The 21,220-nt window shown below is 42.1% G+C and carries 21 protein-coding genes; 17 read left to right on the top strand and 4 right to left on the bottom strand.

All coding sequences use genetic code 11. From position 1 onward, the window contains the following. Positions 1-12 precede the first annotated feature (12 nt). The 7 genes from VZF35_RS13225 (at position 13) to VZF35_RS13195 (ending at position 7,522) form a co-directional block, all read left to right on the top strand. The gene (locus tag VZF35_RS13225) at positions 13-1,245 is read left to right on the top strand and encodes a TIGR02678 family protein (RefSeq protein ID WP_407314256.1); all 1,233 of its coding nucleotides are present in this window, start codon (positions 13-15) and stop codon (positions 1,243-1,245) included. Positions 1,246-1,256: 11 nt separating this feature from the next. Beyond that, a complete protein-coding gene (locus VZF35_RS13220; protein WP_407314254.1) occupies positions 1,257-2,651 on the top strand; it encodes a hypothetical protein in 1,395 nt (464 codons plus the stop codon). 86 nt (positions 2,652-2,737) lie between these two features. Then, a complete protein-coding gene (locus VZF35_RS13215) occupies positions 2,738-3,193 on the top strand; it encodes a hypothetical protein (protein ID WP_407314252.1) in 456 nt (151 codons plus the stop codon). Then, positions 3,169-5,346, top strand: a complete 2,178-nt coding sequence (locus VZF35_RS13210; RefSeq protein ID WP_407314250.1) for an SbcC/MukB-like Walker B domain-containing protein — start codon at positions 3,169-3,171, stop codon at positions 5,344-5,346. The genes VZF35_RS13215 and VZF35_RS13210 overlap by 25 nt, the downstream gene beginning before the upstream one ends. Positions 5,347-5,372: 26 nt before the next feature. After that, the gene (locus VZF35_RS13205; protein ID WP_407314248.1) at positions 5,373-6,785 is read left to right on the top strand and encodes a TIGR02679 domain-containing protein; all 1,413 of its coding nucleotides are present in this window, start codon (positions 5,373-5,375) and stop codon (positions 6,783-6,785) included. A gap of 202 nt (positions 6,786-6,987) precedes the next feature. Then, a complete protein-coding gene (locus VZF35_RS13200) occupies positions 6,988-7,332 on the top strand; it encodes a hypothetical protein (RefSeq protein ID WP_407314246.1) in 345 nt (114 codons plus the stop codon). Further along, positions 7,301-7,522 (top strand): hypothetical protein, encoded by a 222-nt coding sequence (locus VZF35_RS13195; protein ID WP_407314244.1) that lies wholly within the window; start codon positions 7,301-7,303, stop codon positions 7,520-7,522. The genes VZF35_RS13200 and VZF35_RS13195 overlap by 32 nt, the downstream gene beginning before the upstream one ends. Positions 7,523-7,800: 278 nt before the next feature. Here VZF35_RS13195 and VZF35_RS13190 read toward each other — a convergent pair whose 3' ends face one another. Next, positions 7,801-8,043, bottom strand: coding sequence for a helix-turn-helix transcriptional regulator (locus tag VZF35_RS13190; protein ID WP_407314242.1), 243 nt, complete (start codon positions 8,041-8,043; stop codon positions 7,801-7,803). A 135-nt stretch (positions 8,044-8,178) separates the two neighbouring features. On the opposite strand from VZF35_RS13190, the gene VZF35_RS13185 reads away from it, so the two are divergent. The 3 genes from VZF35_RS13185 to mcrC all read left to right on the top strand — a co-directional run bounded on the left by VZF35_RS13185 (position 8,179) and on the right by mcrC (position 11,642). Further along, positions 8,179-8,349, top strand: coding sequence for a hypothetical protein (locus VZF35_RS13185; RefSeq protein ID WP_407314240.1), 171 nt, complete (start codon positions 8,179-8,181; stop codon positions 8,347-8,349). Positions 8,350-8,553: 204 nt separating this feature from the next. Further along, entirely contained in the window at positions 8,554-10,611 is a 2,058-nt protein-coding gene (locus VZF35_RS13180; RefSeq protein ID WP_407314238.1) for an AAA family ATPase, read from the top strand. After that, the gene (gene mcrC / locus VZF35_RS13175) at positions 10,608-11,642 is read left to right on the top strand and encodes a 5-methylcytosine-specific restriction endonuclease system specificity protein McrC (protein ID WP_407314236.1); all 1,035 of its coding nucleotides are present in this window, start codon (positions 10,608-10,610) and stop codon (positions 11,640-11,642) included. Before VZF35_RS13180 ends, mcrC begins: the two co-directional genes overlap by 4 nt. A 171-nt stretch (positions 11,643-11,813) precedes the next feature. Here mcrC and VZF35_RS13170 read toward each other — a convergent pair whose 3' ends face one another. Together VZF35_RS13170 and VZF35_RS13165 are read right to left on the bottom strand one after the other, a co-directional pair. Next, positions 11,814-12,053, bottom strand: a complete 240-nt coding sequence (locus tag VZF35_RS13170) for a DUF2922 domain-containing protein (RefSeq protein ID WP_407314234.1) — start codon at positions 12,051-12,053, stop codon at positions 11,814-11,816. Positions 12,054-12,088: 35 nt separating this feature from the next. Further along, positions 12,089-12,313, bottom strand: a complete 225-nt coding sequence (locus tag VZF35_RS13165; RefSeq protein WP_407314232.1) for a DUF1659 domain-containing protein — start codon at positions 12,311-12,313, stop codon at positions 12,089-12,091. A gap of 155 nt (positions 12,314-12,468) precedes the next feature. Between VZF35_RS13165 and VZF35_RS13160 the strand changes: the two genes are divergently transcribed. Both VZF35_RS13160 and VZF35_RS13155 read left to right on the top strand, forming a co-directional pair. Continuing rightward, the gene (locus tag VZF35_RS13160) at positions 12,469-13,365 is read left to right on the top strand and encodes a DUF3102 domain-containing protein (protein WP_407314230.1); all 897 of its coding nucleotides are present in this window, start codon (positions 12,469-12,471) and stop codon (positions 13,363-13,365) included. Positions 13,366-13,721: 356 nt separating this feature from the next. Beyond that, positions 13,722-13,871, top strand: coding sequence for a hypothetical protein (locus VZF35_RS13155; RefSeq protein WP_407314228.1), 150 nt, complete (start codon positions 13,722-13,724; stop codon positions 13,869-13,871). A gap of 445 nt (positions 13,872-14,316) precedes the next feature. Here VZF35_RS13155 and VZF35_RS13150 read toward each other — a convergent pair whose 3' ends face one another. Beyond that, a complete protein-coding gene (locus VZF35_RS13150) occupies positions 14,317-14,871 on the bottom strand; it encodes a 3D domain-containing protein (RefSeq protein ID WP_407314226.1) in 555 nt (184 codons plus the stop codon). Positions 14,872-15,770: 899 nt separating this feature from the next. On the opposite strand from VZF35_RS13150, the gene VZF35_RS13145 reads away from it, so the two are divergent. From VZF35_RS13145 to VZF35_RS13125, 5 genes are all read left to right on the top strand, one after another. Continuing rightward, positions 15,771-16,601 carry a DUF5714 domain-containing protein gene (locus VZF35_RS13145; RefSeq protein ID WP_407314616.1) on the top strand — a complete coding sequence of 277 codons (831 nt, stop codon included), beginning with the start codon at positions 15,771-15,773 and terminating at the stop codon, positions 16,599-16,601. 672 nt (positions 16,602-17,273) lie between these two features. Then, entirely contained in the window at positions 17,274-17,876 is a 603-nt protein-coding gene (locus tag VZF35_RS13140) for a hypothetical protein (RefSeq protein ID WP_407314224.1), read from the top strand. A gap of 157 nt (positions 17,877-18,033) precedes the next feature. Continuing rightward, complete coding sequence (locus VZF35_RS13135; protein WP_407314222.1) at positions 18,034-18,894, top strand: tyrosine-type recombinase/integrase; 861 nt, start codon at positions 18,034-18,036, stop codon at positions 18,892-18,894. After that, positions 18,878-19,990: an IS91 family transposase gene (locus tag VZF35_RS13130; protein ID WP_407314220.1), complete on the top strand. Its 1,113-nt coding sequence runs from the start codon at positions 18,878-18,880 to the stop codon at positions 19,988-19,990. The genes VZF35_RS13135 and VZF35_RS13130 overlap by 17 nt, the downstream gene beginning before the upstream one ends. 159 nt (positions 19,991-20,149) lie before the next feature. Beyond that, positions 20,150-21,163, top strand: a complete 1,014-nt coding sequence (locus tag VZF35_RS13125; protein WP_407314218.1) for a transposase — start codon at positions 20,150-20,152, stop codon at positions 21,161-21,163. Positions 21,164-21,220: the final 57 nt, after the last annotated feature.

The raw sequence follows: 21,220 nt of genomic DNA, 5'->3' as shown, positions 1-21,220 counted from the left end.
TGGAGGCAAAGCATGGAAAAAATCAAAGTCGGGAAATTGAACAGTGCTAAGAGGCGCCGAACAAATATTATTAGCGAAAAAGAGCTTGCTGAAAGAAAAAGAACCTGCATGAAGGCATTGCTGAATCGTTCGTGGATAGCTAAGGAGAAAGATCCGCAACTATATTACTGGATAAAAGAGCAGTATGTTGACATCCAAGACTGGTTTATGCATTATACCGGCTATTCACTCATTCTCAATAGAAAATTAGCTAAGTTGGACAAGGTGCCAGTGGTTGCTTTTCCTTGGATGGGCTTTCAAGAGTTTCGCGAACCGCTGGATTATGCATTTTTCACGTATGGGCTCTGGTTTTTAGAAAATAAAACGGAAGGCGAGCAGTTCTTGTTGACCGATCTGGTAAAAGAAATTAAAGAATACATGTCTGAACAAGGAATGGGCGTTGACTGGAAAAACTATTTCCAACGCCTTTCTATGGCAAGAGCTTTGAAAAAATTAAAAAATCTAGAGATTATCCAGGCTGTCGACGGTCAGGAAGCGAATTGGGCAACCCATTCCGAAGGCTATGATGTCTTATATGAATGCAGTGCCTATTCTCGTTACATATTGAGAAATTTCCCCAAAGACTTAACCAGTTATAAAAGGTTGGAGGATATGGGAGAAATTGCGCCTGCTGGAAACGACCCCGAGGAAATAAACCGGAGTAGAAGGTATCGTCTATATCGGCGTTTTTTACTTGAACCTATTGTGCTTGATCGTCAGTGGCAGGAAGACTCCTTTTATTTTCACGGCCAAAAAAATTACTTGATTCAACAATTGAAATCAATGTTTGGCTGGGAAGGCAGTAAATACCGTGAAGGGATCTTATTTTTTGAACCGGAGATGACGGCCGATTCTGAAGTGTTTCCTACACTAGCTTCCATTTCAGATCTGACAATGCTTGTCTGTGGGGAAATACGCCATAGTCTTACAAACTCTGAATTGGGAATCAAAGCAGAATTGGATGGTTCTGTGCGGATTACGAAAAGTGAAGTGGAACGCATTTTACTTAAACTAAAGGCCGATTACGGGGACTTTTGGATCAATGAATATCGAAAAATGAAGTCTTCCGCCCCTTTGGCCGACCTTGTCTGTGAGCATCTATTGGAGTGGGGCTTCGGACAATGGGAGGATCATGTGTTTTTTGTCTTAAACGCTGCCGGAGGAAGGTGGCAAGTTCAATATGGATCCGTGGAGCTGGATGATTAGGGGGGATTGTTTTGGAACGATGGCAGATGAAGCGGGTAGGAATCCTTAATTTTTGGTACTACGATGAGGAGGAGTTTCTTTTTGAAGAAGGAAGACTGATTTTACGTGGGACCAATGGTTCGGGGAAATCTGTCACGATGCAAAGTTTTATTCCTCTTGTGTTGGACGGAGATAAAAGGCCGGAGCGGCTCGATCCATTTGGGTCTCGGGACCGTCGGCTGGAATACTATTTGCTTGGGGAAGCGGATCAAGGACATACGGACAGAACCGGTTACCTCTGGCTTGAATTTTATCACCCGCTAAAAAATTCATATAAAACTGTCGGTATCGGACTCAGGGCGCGACGGGGTGTGCCTCAACTCGGATTTTGGGGGTTCTTGCTGGAAGATGGAAGGAGAATCAATCAAGACTTTTACCTGTATGATTATACTTTATGGTTGGAGCAGGGGAAAAAGGTACCCCTTAACCGCAAACTATTAGAGGATAAAATTGCTTCAGGGGGGCAAGTGGTTCAAGAGCAAACGGCTTACCGTGACATGGTCAATAAGTCCTTCTTTGGATTTAGAGAGAATGAGTCATATAGGGATTTACTGAAGCTGCTCTTGGAGTTGAGAAGTCCCAAGCTGTCTAAGGATTTTAAGCCATCCTCCATCTATGAAATCCTGACCAAGGCCTTGCCGCCTTTAATGGAAGAAGAGTTAAATTCGCTATCTGATCTATTGGAAGATATGGATCAAATTGCAGACCACTTGGAAGAACTGCAAATGCACTTAACAGAGCTCGGAAAAATTGAAAAACGCTACGACCGCTACAATCGCTTTTTGCTAAAACAACATTCCGATAATGTACTTCATCAAGGGGAGGAGTATGATCACTATGTAAATCAGGTTGAAGTTTGTGAAAAGGAATTAAAGGAGATTCAAAAGCAACAACAGGACCTTGAGCAGAGGCTGGATGCCTGCAAGCAGCGGCTTAGAACTGTGGAAGCAGAGCTAGATGTGCTAAACCGCAGTGAAGCCATGGAGAAACAACGGGAACTGGAGCTTTTGGAAGATCAGAGGAAGGGGCTTAAAAAGCAGCTTATAAGTACGCAAGGCAGGCTTGACTCAAATCTCAAGAGATTAGAGCGGGTGCAGCAAGATATTGCTGCAGCTGAGGAAAAATTAAGCGTTCTTTCCAAGGAGCAGAGTCAGATCATTGAGGATTTGGAAGATCTCGCCCGAATGACAGAATTTCGTGAACACGATATTTATCATGGACTATGGATGCGCGGCATTCCCCAGGACGGACAATGGGCAAAAAGTTGGCAGAAAGACCTTGACGTTCATAAGCAGAGGTTAGTGTCCGCTCTGCAGACGGCGAGGGGGAAAGAGAAGCCTCAAGATCGGCGGCTGAAGCAGAGATAAGGTGGGGAGAGATTTGTACGGAACGTACATCAGCAGAAGAGGAGCAGACAGAACAAGAAGGCAAGTTAGAAGCTGTTAAGGAAGAAATGAGAGAAAGTTTAGTGCGTTGGCATCAAGGCTTAAAGCAGTTGCCCCTTGATGGGGAACAACTGCGGGATGCGTTGCAGGCGTTAACGCTGGTATCGATAAAAAGCCGCCTTTATGAGCCAGTTCGCCGTCCTGCTTTACTGACTTATGAACAAGAAAAACAACGTTCTATGCAGCAATTGCTGCAACTGGAGCAACAAAAGCAGTCCTTACTGACGGATCGCCAAACCCTTGAGCAAGAGCTCGAAGAATGGAATTTGGCTAGAGAACCCGAGCCAGCACGGACGGAAGGGAGAACGTCTTCACGCCAGCAAAGAAGCCAAGGAACCGGGGCACCACTTTTTTCCGCCTGTGAATTTGAGGCAGCGTTGACCGAGAGTGAGCAGGCCCAATTGGAAGAGACCTTGGAGCAGGCCGGACTGTTGGATGCTTGGATTCTCCCGGGGGGAAGGTAGGGCTGCTGGATCAAGAGCAAGAGGAAGAAATCTGGATTGAGCCGGTATTCCCAGTTCCAGGAGAGACACTGGCAGACATACTATACCCTACACCGCCCTTGGATAGTGGACTGACGGAAGAAGATATTCGCCAAGCTTTAAATTGTTTCGGGTGGTCCTTGACAGAATGTCATTTGGCTTCCGAGGCAAAGCAACCAAGAGCTCATATTATGGGCAACGGAAATTATCAATTGGGACCGTTGGCAGGAAGTAACTGTTCCAAGCCACGTGCGGAGTATATAGGCAAAGAAACCCGACTACGGACGAAGCAATTAGCAATTGCTCAACTCGAAGTTGAAATAGAAAAGTTGGCAAAAGAGATTGAAAAGGTTGAAACAGAGGTTGCTTTACTCAATCGGCAGCGACAAGTTATGCAAGAAGAGCTGGAGGCTTTCCCTGACGATAAGGAGATTCAGGATCAGCTGGATGTTTTACAGAAATTATCTTACCGTTTAAATGAGATCATAAATCAAGAACAAAAAGTAGAAGCGTGGTACAAGCAAAGGGTAGCGTTCTGGAGAGATTTACAGATTAAATTAGCGGAGCAGACAGCAGACTGGTCGAGGTTGAAGAATGAATCACAACTTAATGAGGCCGTCGAATTTTGTACAGATTACAGAAGTCACATATCTGAATTAGGTTCATTATGGATGCGTTATCGAGAGTCAGCACAATACTTGGGGAATCAAAGAAGTCAGCAGTCTGATTTGCAACACACGGTGGAAGAAGATAAGGCAGAGCAGTATGATTTGGAGGAACAGAAGGGAAAGAATGCTGCGCAAATCAGTCAACTTATAAAGCTGATTGCGGAAATGGGAATAGAAGATATTCACCGACAGATTATGGAGGGGAAAGAAGAGAAAGTTTCTTTAAATAAGACGATTGAGGATTTACATGACCAAAAGGGAAAACAAGAAAGAACATTGGGAGGCATCATTTCAGATCGTGATTCGAATCAAAAACAACTGGAAGAAAGTCAAAGCATTCTCGTTAAAGCTACCGAACAGTGGAAAACCGAATTACAATTGGCCTTGGTTTCACAATGGAAGGAAATCTATGGACAGTTGAACGATGAGAAAGCTATTCGCCAATATTGCAAGCAAATTACTAAGGAATACAGTGGACTATTCGCCAATATCAAGAAAGACCGGGTAATGAGTGAACTTTATGATGAATTTAATAAGGCCAAAGTAAACTTGCAAGACTATGTATTAGAAATTGAATACCTGGACTCCGGCAGGGTCATCATTACTTCAAAGAGAGATCGGATGAATCCGTTGCCTCCTTTGCAACTGCTGGACGAGTTGACAGAGTTGGAAAATGAGCAGCGGATATTGCTGACGGCAAGAGACCGGGAATTATATGAGGAAATTATTATAGGAAGTGTCGGTAAAGCCATTCGCAGTCGCATCCACCGGGCCAGGGATTGGGCAGTACAAATGGACGAATTGATGAAACGGCGGGATACTTCCAGCGGCTTAAGACTATCCCTGAAATGGGTTCCGTTGGAGCGCAAGACTGAAGATGAGCTGGATACGGAGACCCTTATTGAATTGCTTATGCGGGATGCCGACCGGATGGATGATGAAGAGATTGAACGGGTGATTTCCCATTTTCGGACAAGAATATTGCGAGCCAAACAAGAGGCCCAGGAGGAGCAGGGAACTTTGCGCAGACATATATACCAATTGCTGGATTATCGCTCCTGGTTTGAATTCAGACTGGAACATCGCAAAGGCGACCAGTCCAATTATACAGAACTGACAGACTCTAAGTTCAACGTTCTGAGCGGCGGGGAAAAAGCGATGGCCATGTATATTCCCTTATTTGCCGCTAGCTATTCCAGATATAGCGATGCCAGTGCAGATGCGCCTAAGATTATTTCCTTAGATGAAGCTTTTGCCGGTGTGGACGATGTCAATATGCGGGATATGTTTCATTTATTAACGGACATGGGCTTTGACTATATCATGACGTCTCAGGTGCTTTGGGGGTGTTACGATACTGTACCCAGCTTGGCCATCTATGAGATTTATAGGCCCAAGGACATCGACGTGGTTACTTTGTTTCATTACCGCTGGAATGGTGAAAGACGAGTGTTGGTTGAGAAATAGGGATGCACTGATGAGAGAGGTTGATTATGGAGCTTGCCTACCGAAAAACAGCAAGACAATATTATGGAGATCCGCTTTTAAGTAATTTGTTAAACGCGGTTTTTAAAAAGTATCAAGGTCAAAGCGGAGTAAGAGGCAACGCTGAGATAAAAGCTAGTTCACCTGCTGAAGCCCAACGATTGCAGAATTATTTTGGCAATCGTGTGCAGCGATTGATCCATCCGGGTGCAGAGCTTCACGTGCCCTTGAAAATCTTTGCCGAGGAATTGCAACAGGGTTACAAGCTGACGATTCCTGATTTGTATGAAGTTCTAAATAATGAACCATTATTGACAAAGGTGGAACAGAAACAACTTAAGGAGGCCGCATGGACTCATCTTTTTGAGCAAGTGAGTCTGGACTTTGAGCGAGAACACGGTTTCACATTAGATAATACAGTATTTTGCCAAGAAACCTTTAATTGGTTTGAAAGGCTTAAAAAAGGATCAGCTTCTGGATACCGTGTTCTAAAGAGCGCCTTACGTAATGGTGAAGATGCCTGCTCAGATCTTTATAAATGCATAAAGGCCTTGTGGCATTTGTTTGTCGGTAGAGAGATTATGTTTAAGGAATTAAGCGTATGTGTGAATAGAGTCAGAATTCCTATGTTTGCAGATCATGTAACCAATGACCCCCATGCGTTTGATTGGAAAATGACTGCTGGAAGATTGTTATGGTACGCCCTGAATGATATTGATAATCAAATGATTAAGACAGGTCGAAAAACAGCAAGTGATATGCTGGTTGTTCCCGAGTATATGCAAAAGAGGCAGATTTATCGGAACTTTGGACTTATGGACGATGATATAAGCTCATTTTCCCATGTTTTTGCTCCGCATTTTACCTCAGGTATTTCACCAAGGACATTAAATTTGAGTGAAATATTGTCTTACGGGAAATTTCCGGTTTATTCAGTACTCTATGCTTTTGAGAATCCATCAGTTTTATCCTATTTAGTGGATGAGATTGTACAATTTCTTGATCTTAATGGCTTATCCTTTGAACAGATTCCGGAAAAATTCCCGGCGCTTTTATGTACATCGGGACAATCCCGTAGTGCTGCGCTAGCTTTCATTACCAGATGCCTTAACTCAAACCCTGATTGCATGGTTTATTATTCCGGTGATCTGGATTTGCCGGGGCTGCAAATGATGTGGGGAATACAGGCCCGCTTCTCGGTTAATTTCCAGGCGGGGAGGATGAATGTTTCGACTTATCGTAAGCTTAGCGATTCGGCTCATCTCCCCTTTTCGGTTCAAGATATAAAGATTCTCAAAAAGAGTCTAGACGATTTGCCAAAGGTCATGGTGGGGCTGGGCGTAAAAGTATACCAGGAGGAATTTGCTAAGGATTTAAAGAAAGATGTGATGGAAGTGATATGTAGGGAGATAGAGAAATAATGTAATCTTTTATGAGCGACATGGTTGTGAATAGCCGGATAGATCTAATCATTTATTTGTCTCCGTCCAATCCTTTAACTCGAAGGATTTAACAGGAGTCACTTCTCCTGATAAGGGGCTGAGTGATCTGGGCAATAGGTTTGCTTCTATAGAAGAGGGGATATATTGGGCTATTAAGAATCAGCGGCTTTACCAGGAACTGATGGATTTGCTGGATTTCCAATTCTCTAAGATCAATTTTGTTGATAAACTGTTAGTGGGTTTTGAGATGAATTTCCGCTGGATTTATATTGTGCTTATAACCTTTGATCAGATCTTGGTGGCTCTGGGAAAACATACGGAACAAAAGAAGAGCGCATTTCGAGAGGGAGTCCTCTACCTGGCTGAAAAAAAGCTGGATGTATTTTTCGTGACCTTGAACAAATCGGAAAAGGACTATTATCCGTCAACCATGTATCAGGATTATTCCATCAACGAAGAGCTGTTTCAATTGGCAGTCGCAAAGACGGACGACGGTGGAATCTCTGACTGGGCAGAGGTATATTAACCAAGTAACTAGTGGTGGGAATATGTTATTTTTTGTGAGGGAGTACAAGAAGGAGGGGGCTTTTGCTCCGTTTACCTGTCTTGGATTTGCGGATTTTCAAAGCCACTATGGTTCAGCACCAATTAGTATTGTCTGGAAGATGAAGGAGCCTTTGCCGGGGTTTGTGCTGAGGAAGACTGCAAAGGTTTAAATTTCTGCTGTTAATACTAAGATCTAGCATGCATTATTTCTAGCTGGTCTTTACCGTTCATGCTGATTCTAATCGTTTTGCTCTTAATATAGTGAATATAAGCCTTTGAAGTGGCCAACTTCTTGATCGCTGTTAATAATGTCAGGTTTCATAGGTTTCTATTGCCTCTTCAATACTCGTATAACAAAGTCAGACTGCATGATGTTACTTAATGCATTACTTTTTAGCTCCAAAATGAGATTTGAGTATATTTCCCGAGTGTTGGAATTATTGGATATTCATGTTAGTTCTTGTTCTAAATTGCTAAAGACATTCGTATTAAAAAAGTCCGCCAGAGAGATTTCTAAACCATCACACAACTTTTTAATGGTTACAATACCAGGGTTCAGGCTCTCATGATTTAGGATGCTTTTTATAGTCGATTGTGGTACGGCGGCACGATAGCTCAAAGCATTGGGCGTTATATTCCGTTCTTTGCATAGTTCAACAATTCTGTTCACTACTGCTTGTCTCGTATCCATGAATACACCTCCTAGTGAGTTATCACTAATAAAAGCATACAGAAGAAGAATAAGTTTTGTTAGTGATATAGCACTAAGACATATTATGTGTCATAATTAGTTATATAACACTAATTGCAGAGAGGTGTATTTTGCGTGCCAGATTATAAGGAAATGTATTTTAAACTTGCCGCCAAAGTAGCTAATGCTGTTGATATTCTTGTTGAAGCGCAGCAGCAAGGAGAATACGATTATTCTGAAGAAGAAAGCCCGGTTATTTTGCTTAATAATTCTAGACCAGAAGAGAAGGGTAGTGATCAAGCATGATGATCATTTGAGGGTGGGCGTGGTTTTGTTGAGGACGATTTAGGAGATTTATAATATGGATCGGGTCCTATTTCATAGTGAGAAACAGATAAGGCCCAGCGTTGAAGAACGATCATATTGATGATTTGATCCAAGAGTTAAAGAGACTGGCTGAGCAAGATGAAGCAGATAAAAAATATAATAACCTGAATTGGAGATAAGTTGATGAGCAATGCCTATTTAAAGACAGCATTCCAAAACTGGATGAGTAAGCAAAAAAAGTCAAATGGCGAGCTATATAAATCAGGAACTATTTCTGCGTATTCTAATGCACTCAAGAATGCCACCATTAAGCTTAAATTGAACGATATTGAACAGACGGATTTGTTTTATTACAGCTCTTCATCCGAATTTGCACAGGTGTACAATAAAATTATTTCGGCTCCTAATTTTGAAGATGTTGACACATCAGCTGGTAATAAAGCCTACTCAAATGGCATGATTTTGTACTCTAAATTCTTGGAAGAGTATGCTGGAACAGCTATAGACGAAGTAAAGGTATCAAAAGCGAGCTTTATTCAGTGGTTCTCACCGCTAATTAATGCTTTAAGAGAATTAGGTGGTTCGGCAACTCCCGAGAAGGCTCGCGATCAAATTGCCCGAGACCTCAATTTGGATAGCGATGTTGTTACTGAAACAAGAGGAAAAACAGGTGGTAAAAAATTTGACAATGAGGTTGCTTGGGCTAGAAATTATTTAGCCTATGAAGAGTTGATTGATAGGTCGATCAGAGGAGTGTGGGCACTTACTCCAAAAGGTATGGAAGTGGAAATGACAGATGAGGTAGCGAGTGAGATCTTTTTCAAATGGGTTAATATTCTTAAGGAGCGTCGTGAAGTAAATCAAGATCCTACTACTATGAAAAATCGATCAGACAAAAAGTTTTATTGGATGTATGCTCCAGGTGAAGGCTCCAATATGTGGAATGAATTCTATGACAAAGGTATTATGGGCATTGGCTGGGATGAATTGGGAGATTTGAAGCAATACCCTACCAAAGAATCCATGAAGGAAAAAATGAAAGTCATTTACGGCGAAGAATACTCCTATAAAAACGCTGGACACGCAACGTGGCAGTTTGTTAATGAAGTGAAAATAGGCGACGTCATTTTCGTCAAGAAAGGCATAAAGAAGATTATCGGCCGCGGCGTTGTAACGTCTGATTATATATTTGATGAATCGAGAGAAGAGTATCGCCATATTCATACCATAAATTGGACAAATAAGGGCGAATGGGATCATGAAGGCCAAATCGTAATGAAAACCCTCACGAATATTACCCCGTATACTGACTACTATAAACGACTTGAGGATATGTTCGCTGAGACAACAGATGATGTACTTATCTCTGACGACGAAGCTATGTCTCCGTTTGAAAATTACACCGCAGAAGACTTTTTGTCAGAGGTATTCATGACCGAGGAGCGTTATAATACCTTAAAAAATCTTCTTATAAAAAAGAAGAATATTATCCTGCAGGGAGCACCGGGCGTTGGCAAAACCTATGCTGCAGAGAGATTAGCCTATTCCATCATGGGTGAAAAGGATACCAGCAGAGTTATGGTTATCCAATTCCACCAAAGCTATAGTTACGAAGATTTTATTATGGGATATCGCCCAACAGAAAGTGGTTTCTCTTTAACTAAGGGCCCGTTCTACGATTTTTGCAAAGAGGCTGAACCGGATGATCGAGAATATTTTTTCATCATCGATGAAATTAACCGAGGAAACCTCAGTAGGATTTTCGGAGAGTTATTAATGTTGATTGAAAATGATAAACGGGGCAAGGAATTACGTCTGCTCTATTCAGACGAACAATTTTCTGTGCCGGAAAATGTTTATATTATTGGCATGATGAATACTGCGGATCGCAGTCTTGCAATGATTGACTATGCGCTTCGTCGTCGCTTTGCCTTTTTTGAAATTGAACCGGCTTTTGGAAGTGTAGTTTTTAAACGTTATCAGGCGACAGTAGCGAATAAAAATTTAGATAGTTTAGTAGGAATTGTTGATGCGATGAATCGTGTCATAGCGAGCGATGCATCACTTGGTAGTGGTTTCTGTGTTGGACATAGCTATTTTTGTACTGTCGATGTTATTAATGAGGCGTGGTTGTCAGATTTAGTGGAATATGAACTTATACCGCTGATCAAAGAATACTGGTTTGACGAGCCATCGAAGGTGGAACACTGGTCTCAAAAATTACGTGGTGCTATTACATGATTAGGATGAAAAATGTTTATTATATGCTGGCTTATGCCTATCAAACACTGAATGAAGAGGGATTCAGCAGTGTTAAATCCGAGGACTTTGAAAACGTCCATGATTTAATGGCGGCGATTCTGATTCGTGGTGTTTCTAATCAAATAAAGCGTGGCTTGCATAGAGACTTTGTCGGGCAGACAGAAACTCTCGGTAATTTACGAGGCAAAATTGACATCACAGGTTCTGTTAAACATCAGACTATGTTGAAACGACGCATGGTCTGTGAGTATGACTTGTTCTCTGAAAACACATTGCTAAACCAAATATTAAAGACCACCATGCATCTGTTAATGCGATGTGGGGACGTAAAACCTGAAAATCGTAAGGCTCTGCGCAAGCTTTTTCTCTTTTTTGAAAATGTCAGTATGCTCGATGCTTTTCATATCAATTGGAGTGCTCTTAACTATCATCGTAACAACTCAACCTATAAATTGTTAATAAATATCTGTTGGCTAGTCATCAAAGGGCTTTTGATGACAACCGAGAACGGCGAATATAAGATGGCTAAGTATTTGGATGATCAGCAAATGCATAGGTTGTATGAGAAATTTGTCCTCGGATATTTCAAACGAGAGTATCCGCAGTATTCTGCCAGAGCAGCTTATATCGACTGGAATGTTGATGATGGTATTCTTGATTTTCTGCCAGTCATGAGATCAGACATTATGCTAACCAATGGTAGTAAGATACTGATCATCGACACTAAATATTATGGGCAAACCATGCAAAGGAATACAAGGTATGACAGTACCACCGTTATCTCGGGCAATCTGTATCAAATATTCACCTATGTTAAAAACAAAGATTGCCATGGGAGCGGAAACGTAAGTGGTGTGCTTTTATATGTCAAGACCGATGAAGACATTACTCCCGATAACGACTACATGATGGGTGGTAATAAGATAAGTGTCAAAACACTTGATCTAGGTGCTGAATGGACTGAAATTAAGACGCAGCTCGAAGGTGTAGCCGCAATGATAGCAATTTGATGCTTTGTTTGGTTTCGTTACGCAGCACATTGTAACTTTTTGTCCTTGAGAAGCGGTTGTCGAAAAACATTTCCAATTATTCTTGCTTTCCTGGGCAAGCTGCTTAGTTTGTTTTGCCACAAGTTAGGCGAAAAGTGGCGGCCAAGCGGCCGCCGTTCTTTTTTGCTTCGCCTAAACTTGCGGCGGGTCGTATAAGTCGTTAGTCGTGGTTCCAACAACCTTAACATCCCGCTTTCCGGTTAGCTCGCCGCTGGTCGTAAGAAATACATTCTTCTCAATGATCGTGTCCATAACGGCCTCGGCCTGAGCCTTATCCAGGTCTTCCCTCGGATTGGGGATGGTGATGGAAAACGTTTTGCCGCCGGCAGTCGTAAAAATTAACTTTACCACCCTATTCGTCGTTACAGCCATAGTACCACCTCTTTTGCTACTAATTTTCCGGAGGGTTACTCATCGAGTAGTTCAAAATTTTTCCTCAGGAGCACGTTCGTTACCGGATGCTGTCCCAGACTGAATAAAGCTGCCGCCACGTCATAAACATCCTGATCGGTGGTATCAGCCTTCAAGTAATTTAGACTTCTCTGCTTGAGTTCCGGGTCGCCGGTGGGCGTGGTCCCGGTCTGGTATTTTACAATCAGCGTTGAATTTAAAGAAGTCGTACTTACCGCCATCGTCTCACATCCTTTCCGATCTATTGACCGGCCGCTTTGAAATCAGCCCGTCCGTTTATTTTATGATCCTGCTTGTCCGGAGGTTACAGTTTGTCACACGCCTAAGCCTGGCCCCATATTCTGTGAATAAAGTAACAGAAAGGGCAGGTAATATTATGAATGATTTGATCACAGAACGTACTCCGCTTGTGATCGCGGCTGAAATAAACACCATCAGACACCAGGCCGGGAAAATCCTCCTTGCCAGCGCCATTGAGATCGGTCGGCGCCTGAAGGAGGCTAAAGACCTGCTTCCCTATGGAGAATGGGGCAAGTGGTTGAAGGAATCGGTCAGTTACTCTCAGCGAACGGCCGATAGGTTAATGCAGCTCTGCGAAGAGTACGGGACGAAACTGCTTGCCTCCTCCGACAGTGACGGCAAGTCAGATTCGTCACCGGTGACGAATCTGACCTACACCCAGGCGCTCATTCTCCTGGGGGTCCCGGAGGATGAGCGGGAGGAGTTTATCGCGGAGCATGATGTTGAGAGCATGACCAGATTGGAATTACAGCAGGCTGTCAAGGACAGAGAGCAGGCCATTCAAGAAAAAAAGGACCTCCAAAAAGACCTGAACTTGAAAAGCAGCGAACTTGCCCAATTGACCACTCAGGCCAAAGGCCTGGAGCAGCAAGTGAAAGACTACAAGTCGAAATACTCCGCCGAGCAGGAAAAAGTCACGTTAAAACAAAGGGAGCTGGAGGCGGCCAAAAAAGAGGTCCCGTCTGCCAGGAAAATTACCGAACTGGAAAAAAAGCTCGAAGACGTGGAAACCAAAGCCTCCCGCATGACGGTCGACGCACAATTCACCATTCACCGCGATAACATGATCAATGCCTACGATGAACTGCTGAAAATGCTCACCGTATTAGACAGAACGGATTCGGAGATGAAGGAAAACTACAGGGAAACGGCGAGTAAGATTGTTGAAAACATGGCGAAGACGCTGAAAGTATGGCCCCCTGTTATCAAGACAAATTTATCGATTAATACGACCCATTCCGAGAGGAGTTAAGTCCAGCGGCCACTTGGCAGTAAACCTCCCTAGAGAAGAGAAGCGTTCCTTGATAAGAGTATTATATGGATAGAGAAGCCCTCAAACAGGATGCTCAAGAGGGAAGAGATATGGAACAAATCAAAAAACACCTGAATTATGCCAGCAAGCAGTTACCGGTGTGGAACTGCAGCAGATTCTCGGGGAGCCGCGCAAGGAGCTCTCCTTTTCCGTGTGGGGCAGGGAGAAGTAATCGCTTGAAGGAGAAGCTGCCTGGGTATTGAATATAGTTATTAAAGATTTACCATAATTAATGGCCTTGACCGAAGGCGATTACACAGCGTTCCGAGTGAAAAAACAAAGGAGTTGTTTGGAAATTGTTGACGTTACTGGCAACCTTAAACGTAAAACCTGGCAAAGAGGCCTTCAAAGCCCATGGAAGTTCAGCTTATTTTCAGGAAGCAGCCAAAAAGTTTGAAGACTTACTAGAGGGTAAGATCCAGGTTAAATTTCTTGAAGAAGTTTAATAGGCAGCAGCGAACGATTGATGCCAAATATAAAAGTAATAAGTAAGAGGAGGCTTTCGCGTGTTGATGCGAAAGCCTCCATTATTTTGTTTATCTCAAATAACTGTATCACAATTTTCCCGTTTGTATTTTCATTTATTTCTGGAATATGTCCATTCGAGAGGGCTTCCTGTAAAGTATTAATCTACATTAATCTACCCTACGTGCTCATGGCAACAATTTGTGGTGCAAGCAGGAAGCCTTAATCAGTCTATAACATCGGGCTCAAACGTACCAAGACATTTCGACCTTATGCCGTAATAGAAGTATGCCATTTATGCCCCCGTTTTCATCCATTTGATGGTGTGGAACAAGGGGCCACATGGGGGGCTATAATTGGAAGTTGAGCACGCCATAAAGACGTTGGAGTTACCAGCGATAATAGCGAACCAAAGATAGTTCGCTATTATGCTTTTACAACCCACACCTCGCGGTACTGTATACCATTTTTAAGGGCTTCACCCTTTGTCTGTACACAAACATCCATTGTACGAGGGCCTTTTATCTTAGAACCAGTATCGTCTGCTATCACGTAACCATATCCCTCAATATAGAACTTAGTCCCTAGCTTCCAATAACGTGGGTCGACAGCTACTGTAATTCCTGGCTTTACTCTGGCTCCAGTAGCAGTAATAAAAGGACTGTTGTCCGTCTCATCAGCGCTAGGGCTGTAAAAGGTTAATCTGAATTCACCAATAAGTTCTTTTTGTGGAGTGTAACCTCTCGATACTTGTTGGGAATATACCATTTGAGCATTGCGTTCGGCCGCCAATTTATTAAGGTCTATCTGGTTAGCTGTAGTCGAATCGGTATTAACGTTTTTTGCATTTTGTTGAGTGGAATATGCTGTAGCAGGTGTAATCGGTTGATGCATTTCACCATTTAGTACACTCCTTGCTCCCGTAGTAGTCATTAGGCTAGTTATTAGTAGTATTGTTAACATAATTCGCGTTAATTTCATAATGTCATTACCTCCAAACTTGAAGCACCTTTCATTTACCGAAAATACAATGCTCTAAGATGGAAGGATACATCACGAGAACAGACAACCCTTTGTGGTATTGTAAGTTGTCATTCGTATTTAGTCAATGGAAGAATTTTCTACAAAAATACTTGGTTGGATGGAATTATATACTTAGTACAGTCAAGTTAAGGTTGACAACAAGTAAAATACTAAGGTATTTTACAACGACAGAAATTTTGGGGCGAGCCATGATCAGAATAGCCAAGGAAGGCGCTCACAACTCTATCATCGAAAGTAAGGACATTTTCTATATTTTGCAGTAAAGGATTTAACTGGGGTTATTTATATGCTGTAAACTTATCTGGAAAGCGTAAATTTGCAATCGTCCCTAGGATTTTGAACTTCCGCTAATCCATAAACCCTGGTGTATTTTCCTAAAAATATTGAAGTGGCAAAAAGTAGGGGTGGATGCAACTGCAAGTGATGTTGAGGCAAAATTCAAGAGAAGAGCAGAAATATTCCCCATTGATTGTCAAAAAGCATTTGATATGGGAGTAAGATTTGCAACTGAGGTCATTTAATTAGCAAAGAAGAATTAGAAGTAGGGTTGGTATCCTTAATAGCACCAGCATTCTTATTAGCATGCTGGTGCTATTGTCATAAAGTTCTTTATAGGACCTTCGTGTAAGAAGACGAATATGGTTTAGGACCAATGAACGAAAGTAGGATAATTCGTATTAAAGCCATAAAGCAAACTATTTACGGGCAGGGGGTATAGGGGGTATAATTCTATCGAAGTCTATGCGTTTTAATGGCCAAGCCATTTCCAAAAAGATACGCTATCCACTAAGTTTAGAAACTCTAATATGTGAGGAGGGGTAAGATTGACAGACCAGATTAAGAATCAGAATGGGAACACCACAACATCGGGTTGTTGAGAATCTAATTCTAGTGCTGGTCAGCACACTGAATCTAAGACTGAGAACTGCCAAATCTGCGGAGGCCAATTAGAATACTTCAATTCGGGACGGGAACTAACTTGCGTTCAATGTGGCAAAAAAGAGATTGGCAATATCTCCTGCCCAAATGGACACTATGTATGCGATGAATGTCATGGAAAAGATCTTTTTAAGACTGTAAAAGAATACGTTTTAGCCAATAAATCAGATAATCCCTTCGAAATTGCCGAGTATCTTATGAACCAAGATAACATTCCCATGCTTGGTTGTGAAAATGCCTGGATAGCATCAGGAGCTTTGATGACAGCACTCAGGAATGAAGGAACAGTTAAGGCTACGGATGAACAGATTGTTGAAGCAATGAATCGCACTAAAAGACAAGCTATCGGAGGATATTGCGGACTTACAGGGGTATGTGGAATTTCTCCCGCGATTGGGTCATGTTTTAGTGTCGTTTTAGATGCATCTTGCCCTAAAGACCAAGAAACAGCGACAACAATGAAGGTCGTAGGCAAAATAGTTAACGCTATCGCTGACCAAACAGGTCCGTGCTGTTGCAAAAACTTTGTAAGGACTGCACTAAATGAGGCTGTTTTATTAGTTAAGGAATATCTGAATGTTTCTTTATCAACACCTGATGAACCAATTATTTGCACCCATAGTTCACGCCACCCTCATCGATGTAGAGAGTCTAAATGTTTCTATTTCAAAATGAATACGACACCGAGCTTTGCATCCGCCTCTTGCACCAAAGGCAGAAGAAATTAAACGAGTAATCAAAGAATACGAGAAGGCATTATTACTGACGGGTCTTAACGGCCCGGAGCTGCATCTATAGGGAGTATTACCGACATGTGTCGGTAATACATCGTTGTACTAAACCGCTGCGCGGTGGCTATTTTCTTGCTGAGATTTAACTAGATTCAGGATATTATCAATACTGAGGCTAAAATCCTTTACTTTGAATGGGCAAATTCGTGCACATTATCTGTTTGAAAATATATAAATCAAGTAGAAAAGATAGAATTCCCATAGACACATATTATCGCTTGGCATACGGTTCAGTACAACATTCGATTCATGATGTTCCTATTACTTTACTGAATCATTTTCTGCTTTAAGTCACTGATCTTATTTGTGGCTTTTTTTGCGTCTATGAACATCATAAATCGCTAAAGGTTACGTCAAGTCGATAGCCCCCTGTCTTTAATTAAGCAGGGGAGCTATCCACTTGATATTGCCCGGGCGTAAACTGCCAACACAGTCTTTTTGTTGAATCGGTATTTGAAAACTCGTTGCCCAAATACCATCGGAATTGAGACAGACATTTATTTATCAACGAACATATTGATGAAACATTTTTCCCTTTAATACCCACGTTTAAGTTCGCTTATTTTATCAAAAAATTAACACATAAAATAGTTTGGAGGAGGAATTGACTTGGCAAAAATTAAAGATAGAAACACTCTAGCAATTGTATCAGGGCTCATTGGTTTAGCGGGACTAATGTTGGTTGATATACCCTCTGGTATGGCAGGTATCTCAAAGAGGTCATATAGGGAGGCTTCAGCAGGAATTTTTGTTTCAAAAAGTGAATCGAAGAGTTGGAGGGGACAGTTACTTGGAGTAATAATGAATTCTGCTGTGAGTATTTTAGGAGCCAAATATATAATCAGTGAAATGTCGAAAAATGGTCGGGATAAACTTATATCAAAAGGAATATTTGCTGGAATTTCCATTGGTGCAATAGCTACAGTCATTCCAAATGTTGTCCCTAAGAATAGCGTTAAGCCCAAAGATGCAGCTAGCAACCTTTCTTACGTTTTCAGCAACATCGTTTATGGGTTGCTTACTACTTTCTCAGCAGCTAAATTAGGGCATGATTCACTTTTTGACACCCCACCTCAAAACGATTACTTGAAGCCGACTGAGCAAACAAGTGAGCAAATGAAATTATCCTCTGTCTCACGAAATACGGTTCAACCTATCTACTCAGATGTAAATTTCAATGCAAGAAATACGGTGCCAAAGAACCCGTCCTGACATCTGTGAATTCTTAGATGGTACTATTGTTTTAGGCTTGGGTCCGATAAGAGAAGTTGCACTATACCGCCGCGCGGTGGCTTTTTGAGGCCCTATTACTAAGTTCCATGATATCATCTTTTCAGTTTAAATCTATTAAATTGAAAGGATGATTTTTATGTCTCAGAATTCCCAAGCTCTTTCCTCTCATCTTCAAAAGATGATCCTCGAAATGAAACTTCGAGGCTATGCTCAACATACCCAGAATCAATATCTCGGCCATGTAAGGCTTCTTGAAAAGCACACCAATAAGCCTGCCCACCAAATCACTCCCGACGAGCTTAAACAATATCTTCATGCCCGTATTAAATCCGGAATTGGCTACAGTAGTATTACTATCTCTTGCAGCGCGTTTCAACTATTTTTCAATAAGGTACTCGGCTACAATTGGCCTGACGACGTTATTATCCGTCCCAAACGACCTAAATCCCTCCCGCATGTTCTTTCTAAAGATGAGATTTTGTCCATCACGGATCAGGTGCATAATCTTAAGCACAAAACGATTCTACTGACGACGTATTCTTCGGGCCTACGAATTAGCGAAACGCTTAATCTACGTATTTCTGATATTGATTCATCGGCTATGGTAATCCGAGTTAATCAGGGTAAGGGTAACAAGGATCGTTTAACGATTCTATCTCATGAAAACCTCAAAATGCTCAGACTTTACTGGAAACGTTACAGACCCACCGACCTGCTTTTCCCGGGTCCTATTGAAGGTCAACCCATGTCCACAAAAACTCCTCAAAAGGTTTTTCTGGATGCTAGGAAAAAGGCCGGTATTACAAAGCATGTAACGATTCATACGCTTCGGCACTCATTTGCAACCCATCTTCTGGAAGATAATACTGACCTTCGCACGATTCAAGTCCTTATGGGGCATAGCAATATTGCAACGACCTCAATCTACCTCCACCTATCAACGAAACATATTTCCTCGGTAAAAAGTCCTCTTGATGGGCGTGGTTCGCTTGACTGAACTTCAGGATATTTTTAAACAGGTTAAGCTCAAATCACTTTCGCCTGATCAGGCAAAAGCTTTTCATATGATTCGGCTTTGTAGAACCTCAGCATTGGGTTCCCATGCCCAGGTTTGTACGGAATGTGGAACGATGGATGTTTCTTTCAATTCCTGCCGTAACAGAAATTGTCCAAAATGCCAACATTCCGCCCAGCAAGAATGGGTTGAAGCTCAAATGTCAAAACTCTTACCGGTTGGTTACTTCCACACCGTTTTTACGATCCCTCAAGAACTTAATACCCTTGTTTTACAAAATCAAAAGCTTCTTTATTCCATCCTCATTCAATCAGCGGGACATACGTTAATGGAACTGGCTAAAGACCCTAAATTTCTCGGTGCGACGATTGGAGCCACCACAGTTCTCCATACGTGGGGACAGAATCTCTCGTTTCATCCTCATGTGCACTGTATCGTCCCTGGAGGAGGACTTTCCAAGGATGGACTTCGCTTCGTCCGTTCTCGTAAAAAGTTCTTTATTCCGGTTAAAGTTATTTCGAAAAAGTTCAGAGGTAAGTTCCTTGACCTTCTAAAACAGGCCTATGACATAGGGGAACTAGTTTTCTTTAACGAGGCTGCTAAACTTACGTTAAGAAGCAATTTCCTTTCTTTAGTCGACTCTTTATATAACAAGAATTGGGTTGTCTTTTGTAAGAAACCGTTTAAATCTCCGAGTCATGTTGTTCGTTATCTTGGACGCTATACTCACAGAGTCGCGATTAGTAACTCTAGAATTCTTGCGTTTGACGGTCAATCGGTCAGTTTTGCTTGGAGGGATTATAAAGATAGTAATAAGTCCAAAGTCATGACTCTGGATGCTTCCGAGTTTTCCAGACGGTTTCTTCTTCATGTTCTTCCAAATCGCTTTGTTAAGATCAGACATTATGGTCTACTTTGCAGCCGAAATATTAAGTCGAAACTTTTTAAATGCATGAAGCTTACCGGAAACAAATCCTTGCCTCTATCTATTATAATGCAGAAAGATACTAAAACTTGCCGTTCCTGTGGAAGCGCTCATGTTATTACAATCCTTGTTCCTACGGCCTCAAGTCCATGATCTCTGTGAAACTGAATAGTTTCAAAAAACTACCCGTCTTGGGGAGAGGCCACTGAAAAAGTTCTTAGATACAGAAAAGGTACAGCTACTCAAGAAAAGTGAGAAGCCGTACCTTTTTTCTTGTATAATTTAAGTATCAAAAGGACGTAGGTGAGCTAAATGATTCAACGGCAAGAAACGCTGGTCTTAAGTCCATATCTCGAACTCTATAACTTGGTTGTTCCCAAGAATAATATGCTGAGGCAAATCAATGAGCTCGTTGACTTTTCCTTTGTGTATGAGGAGCTAAAAGAGAATTACTGCCTGTACAACGGGAGAAATGCAATTGACCCGATTCGAATGTTTAAGTACTTGCTGCTCAAAACAATCTTTCAATTGTCTGATGAGGACATCGTCGAGAGGTCCAAATACGATATGTCGTTCAAATACTTTCTGGGTATGGCTCCGGAAGATCCTGTGGTGGATTCCAGCTCATTAACCAAGTTCCGAAAGCTGCGACTAAAGAACTTGAACCTGCTCGACCTGTTGATTCAGAAGACGGTGGAAATCGCACTCGAAAAGGGAATTATCCAAAGCCAAGCGATCATCGTCGATTCGACCCATACAAAAGCTCGTTACAATCAGCGGTCTCCGCGAGAAATTCTACAGGATCGTTCTCGGAAACTGAGAAAGGCCGTTTACAAGGCCGATGAATCCCTGAAAGACCAGCTCCCGACTAAAAATACGAACGATGTACTGGAGGACGAAATCGCATACTGCCAGGGACTGATCGGAGTAATTGAAGCTAAAGGTGGCATTTGTGCGTTGCCTAAGATAAAAGAACCGCTAAATTTGCTCAAAGAAACGATCACAGATGATCTTGAGCACTTGCGGATCTCTGAAGATCAGGATGCCATGGTGGGGCATAAGAGTGCGAATTCCTCGTTCTTTGGCTATAAAACCCATATAGCTATGACGGAAGAACGAATGATTACAGCCGCTGTCGTCACAACTGGGGAAAAGAATGATGGCAAGTCTAAAGAACGCTACAAGATTGAAGCGAGAAACAGCGAGCTCAAACACAGGCACGGGTATGACGTAGCGTCATCTTCGGGTCTTGTTGGCATGGAACTCCAAGGCGCGATAGCGATCTTTACTGTAAACTTAAAAAGAATACTGAAGCTGATGAAGTAAGAAAGCACCAGTGAAGCTATGGTTAGAACGCAAAAGGACGACCTGTATTCTTATAAC

The organism is Desulfosporosinus paludis, assembly GCF_045689965.1.
GTDB classification, from domain to species: Bacteria; Bacillota; Desulfitobacteriia; order Desulfitobacteriales; family Desulfitobacteriaceae; genus Desulfosporosinus; species Desulfosporosinus paludis.
Note: the sequence above shows the minus strand (reverse complement) of the source record. Positions and strands in the feature narration are given on the sequence as shown.

Coding starts and splice junctions, on each gene's coding strand:
- VZF35_RS13205 (WP_407314248.1), top strand. CDS start 5,373: ATGGAGCTTGCCTACCGAAAAACAGCAAGACAATATTATGGAGATCCG.
- VZF35_RS13170 (WP_407314234.1), bottom strand. CDS start 12,053: ATGGCTGTAACGACGAATAGGGTGGTAAAGTTAATTTTTACGACTGCC.
- VZF35_RS13190 (WP_407314242.1), bottom strand. CDS start 8,043: ATGGATACGAGACAAGCAGTAGTGAACAGAATTGTTGAACTATGCAAA.
- VZF35_RS13150 (WP_407314226.1), bottom strand. CDS start 14,871: ATGAAATTAACGCGAATTATGTTAACAATACTACTAATAACTAGCCTA.
- VZF35_RS13200 (WP_407314246.1), top strand. CDS start 6,988: ATGGATTTGCTGGATTTCCAATTCTCTAAGATCAATTTTGTTGATAAA.
- VZF35_RS13135 (WP_407314222.1), top strand. CDS start 18,034: ATGTCTCAGAATTCCCAAGCTCTTTCCTCTCATCTTCAAAAGATGATC.
- VZF35_RS13225 (WP_407314256.1), top strand. CDS start 13: ATGGAAAAAATCAAAGTCGGGAAATTGAACAGTGCTAAGAGGCGCCGA.
- VZF35_RS13165 (WP_407314232.1), bottom strand. CDS start 12,313: ATGGCGGTAAGTACGACTTCTTTAAATTCAACGCTGATTGTAAAATAC.
- mcrC (WP_407314236.1), top strand. CDS start 10,608: ATGATTAGGATGAAAAATGTTTATTATATGCTGGCTTATGCCTATCAA.
- VZF35_RS13125 (WP_407314218.1), top strand. CDS start 20,150: ATGATTCAACGGCAAGAAACGCTGGTCTTAAGTCCATATCTCGAACTC.
- VZF35_RS13180 (WP_407314238.1), top strand. CDS start 8,554: ATGAGCAATGCCTATTTAAAGACAGCATTCCAAAACTGGATGAGTAAG.
- VZF35_RS13215 (WP_407314252.1), top strand. CDS start 2,738: ATGAGAGAAAGTTTAGTGCGTTGGCATCAAGGCTTAAAGCAGTTGCCC.
- VZF35_RS13160 (WP_407314230.1), top strand. CDS start 12,469: ATGAATGATTTGATCACAGAACGTACTCCGCTTGTGATCGCGGCTGAA.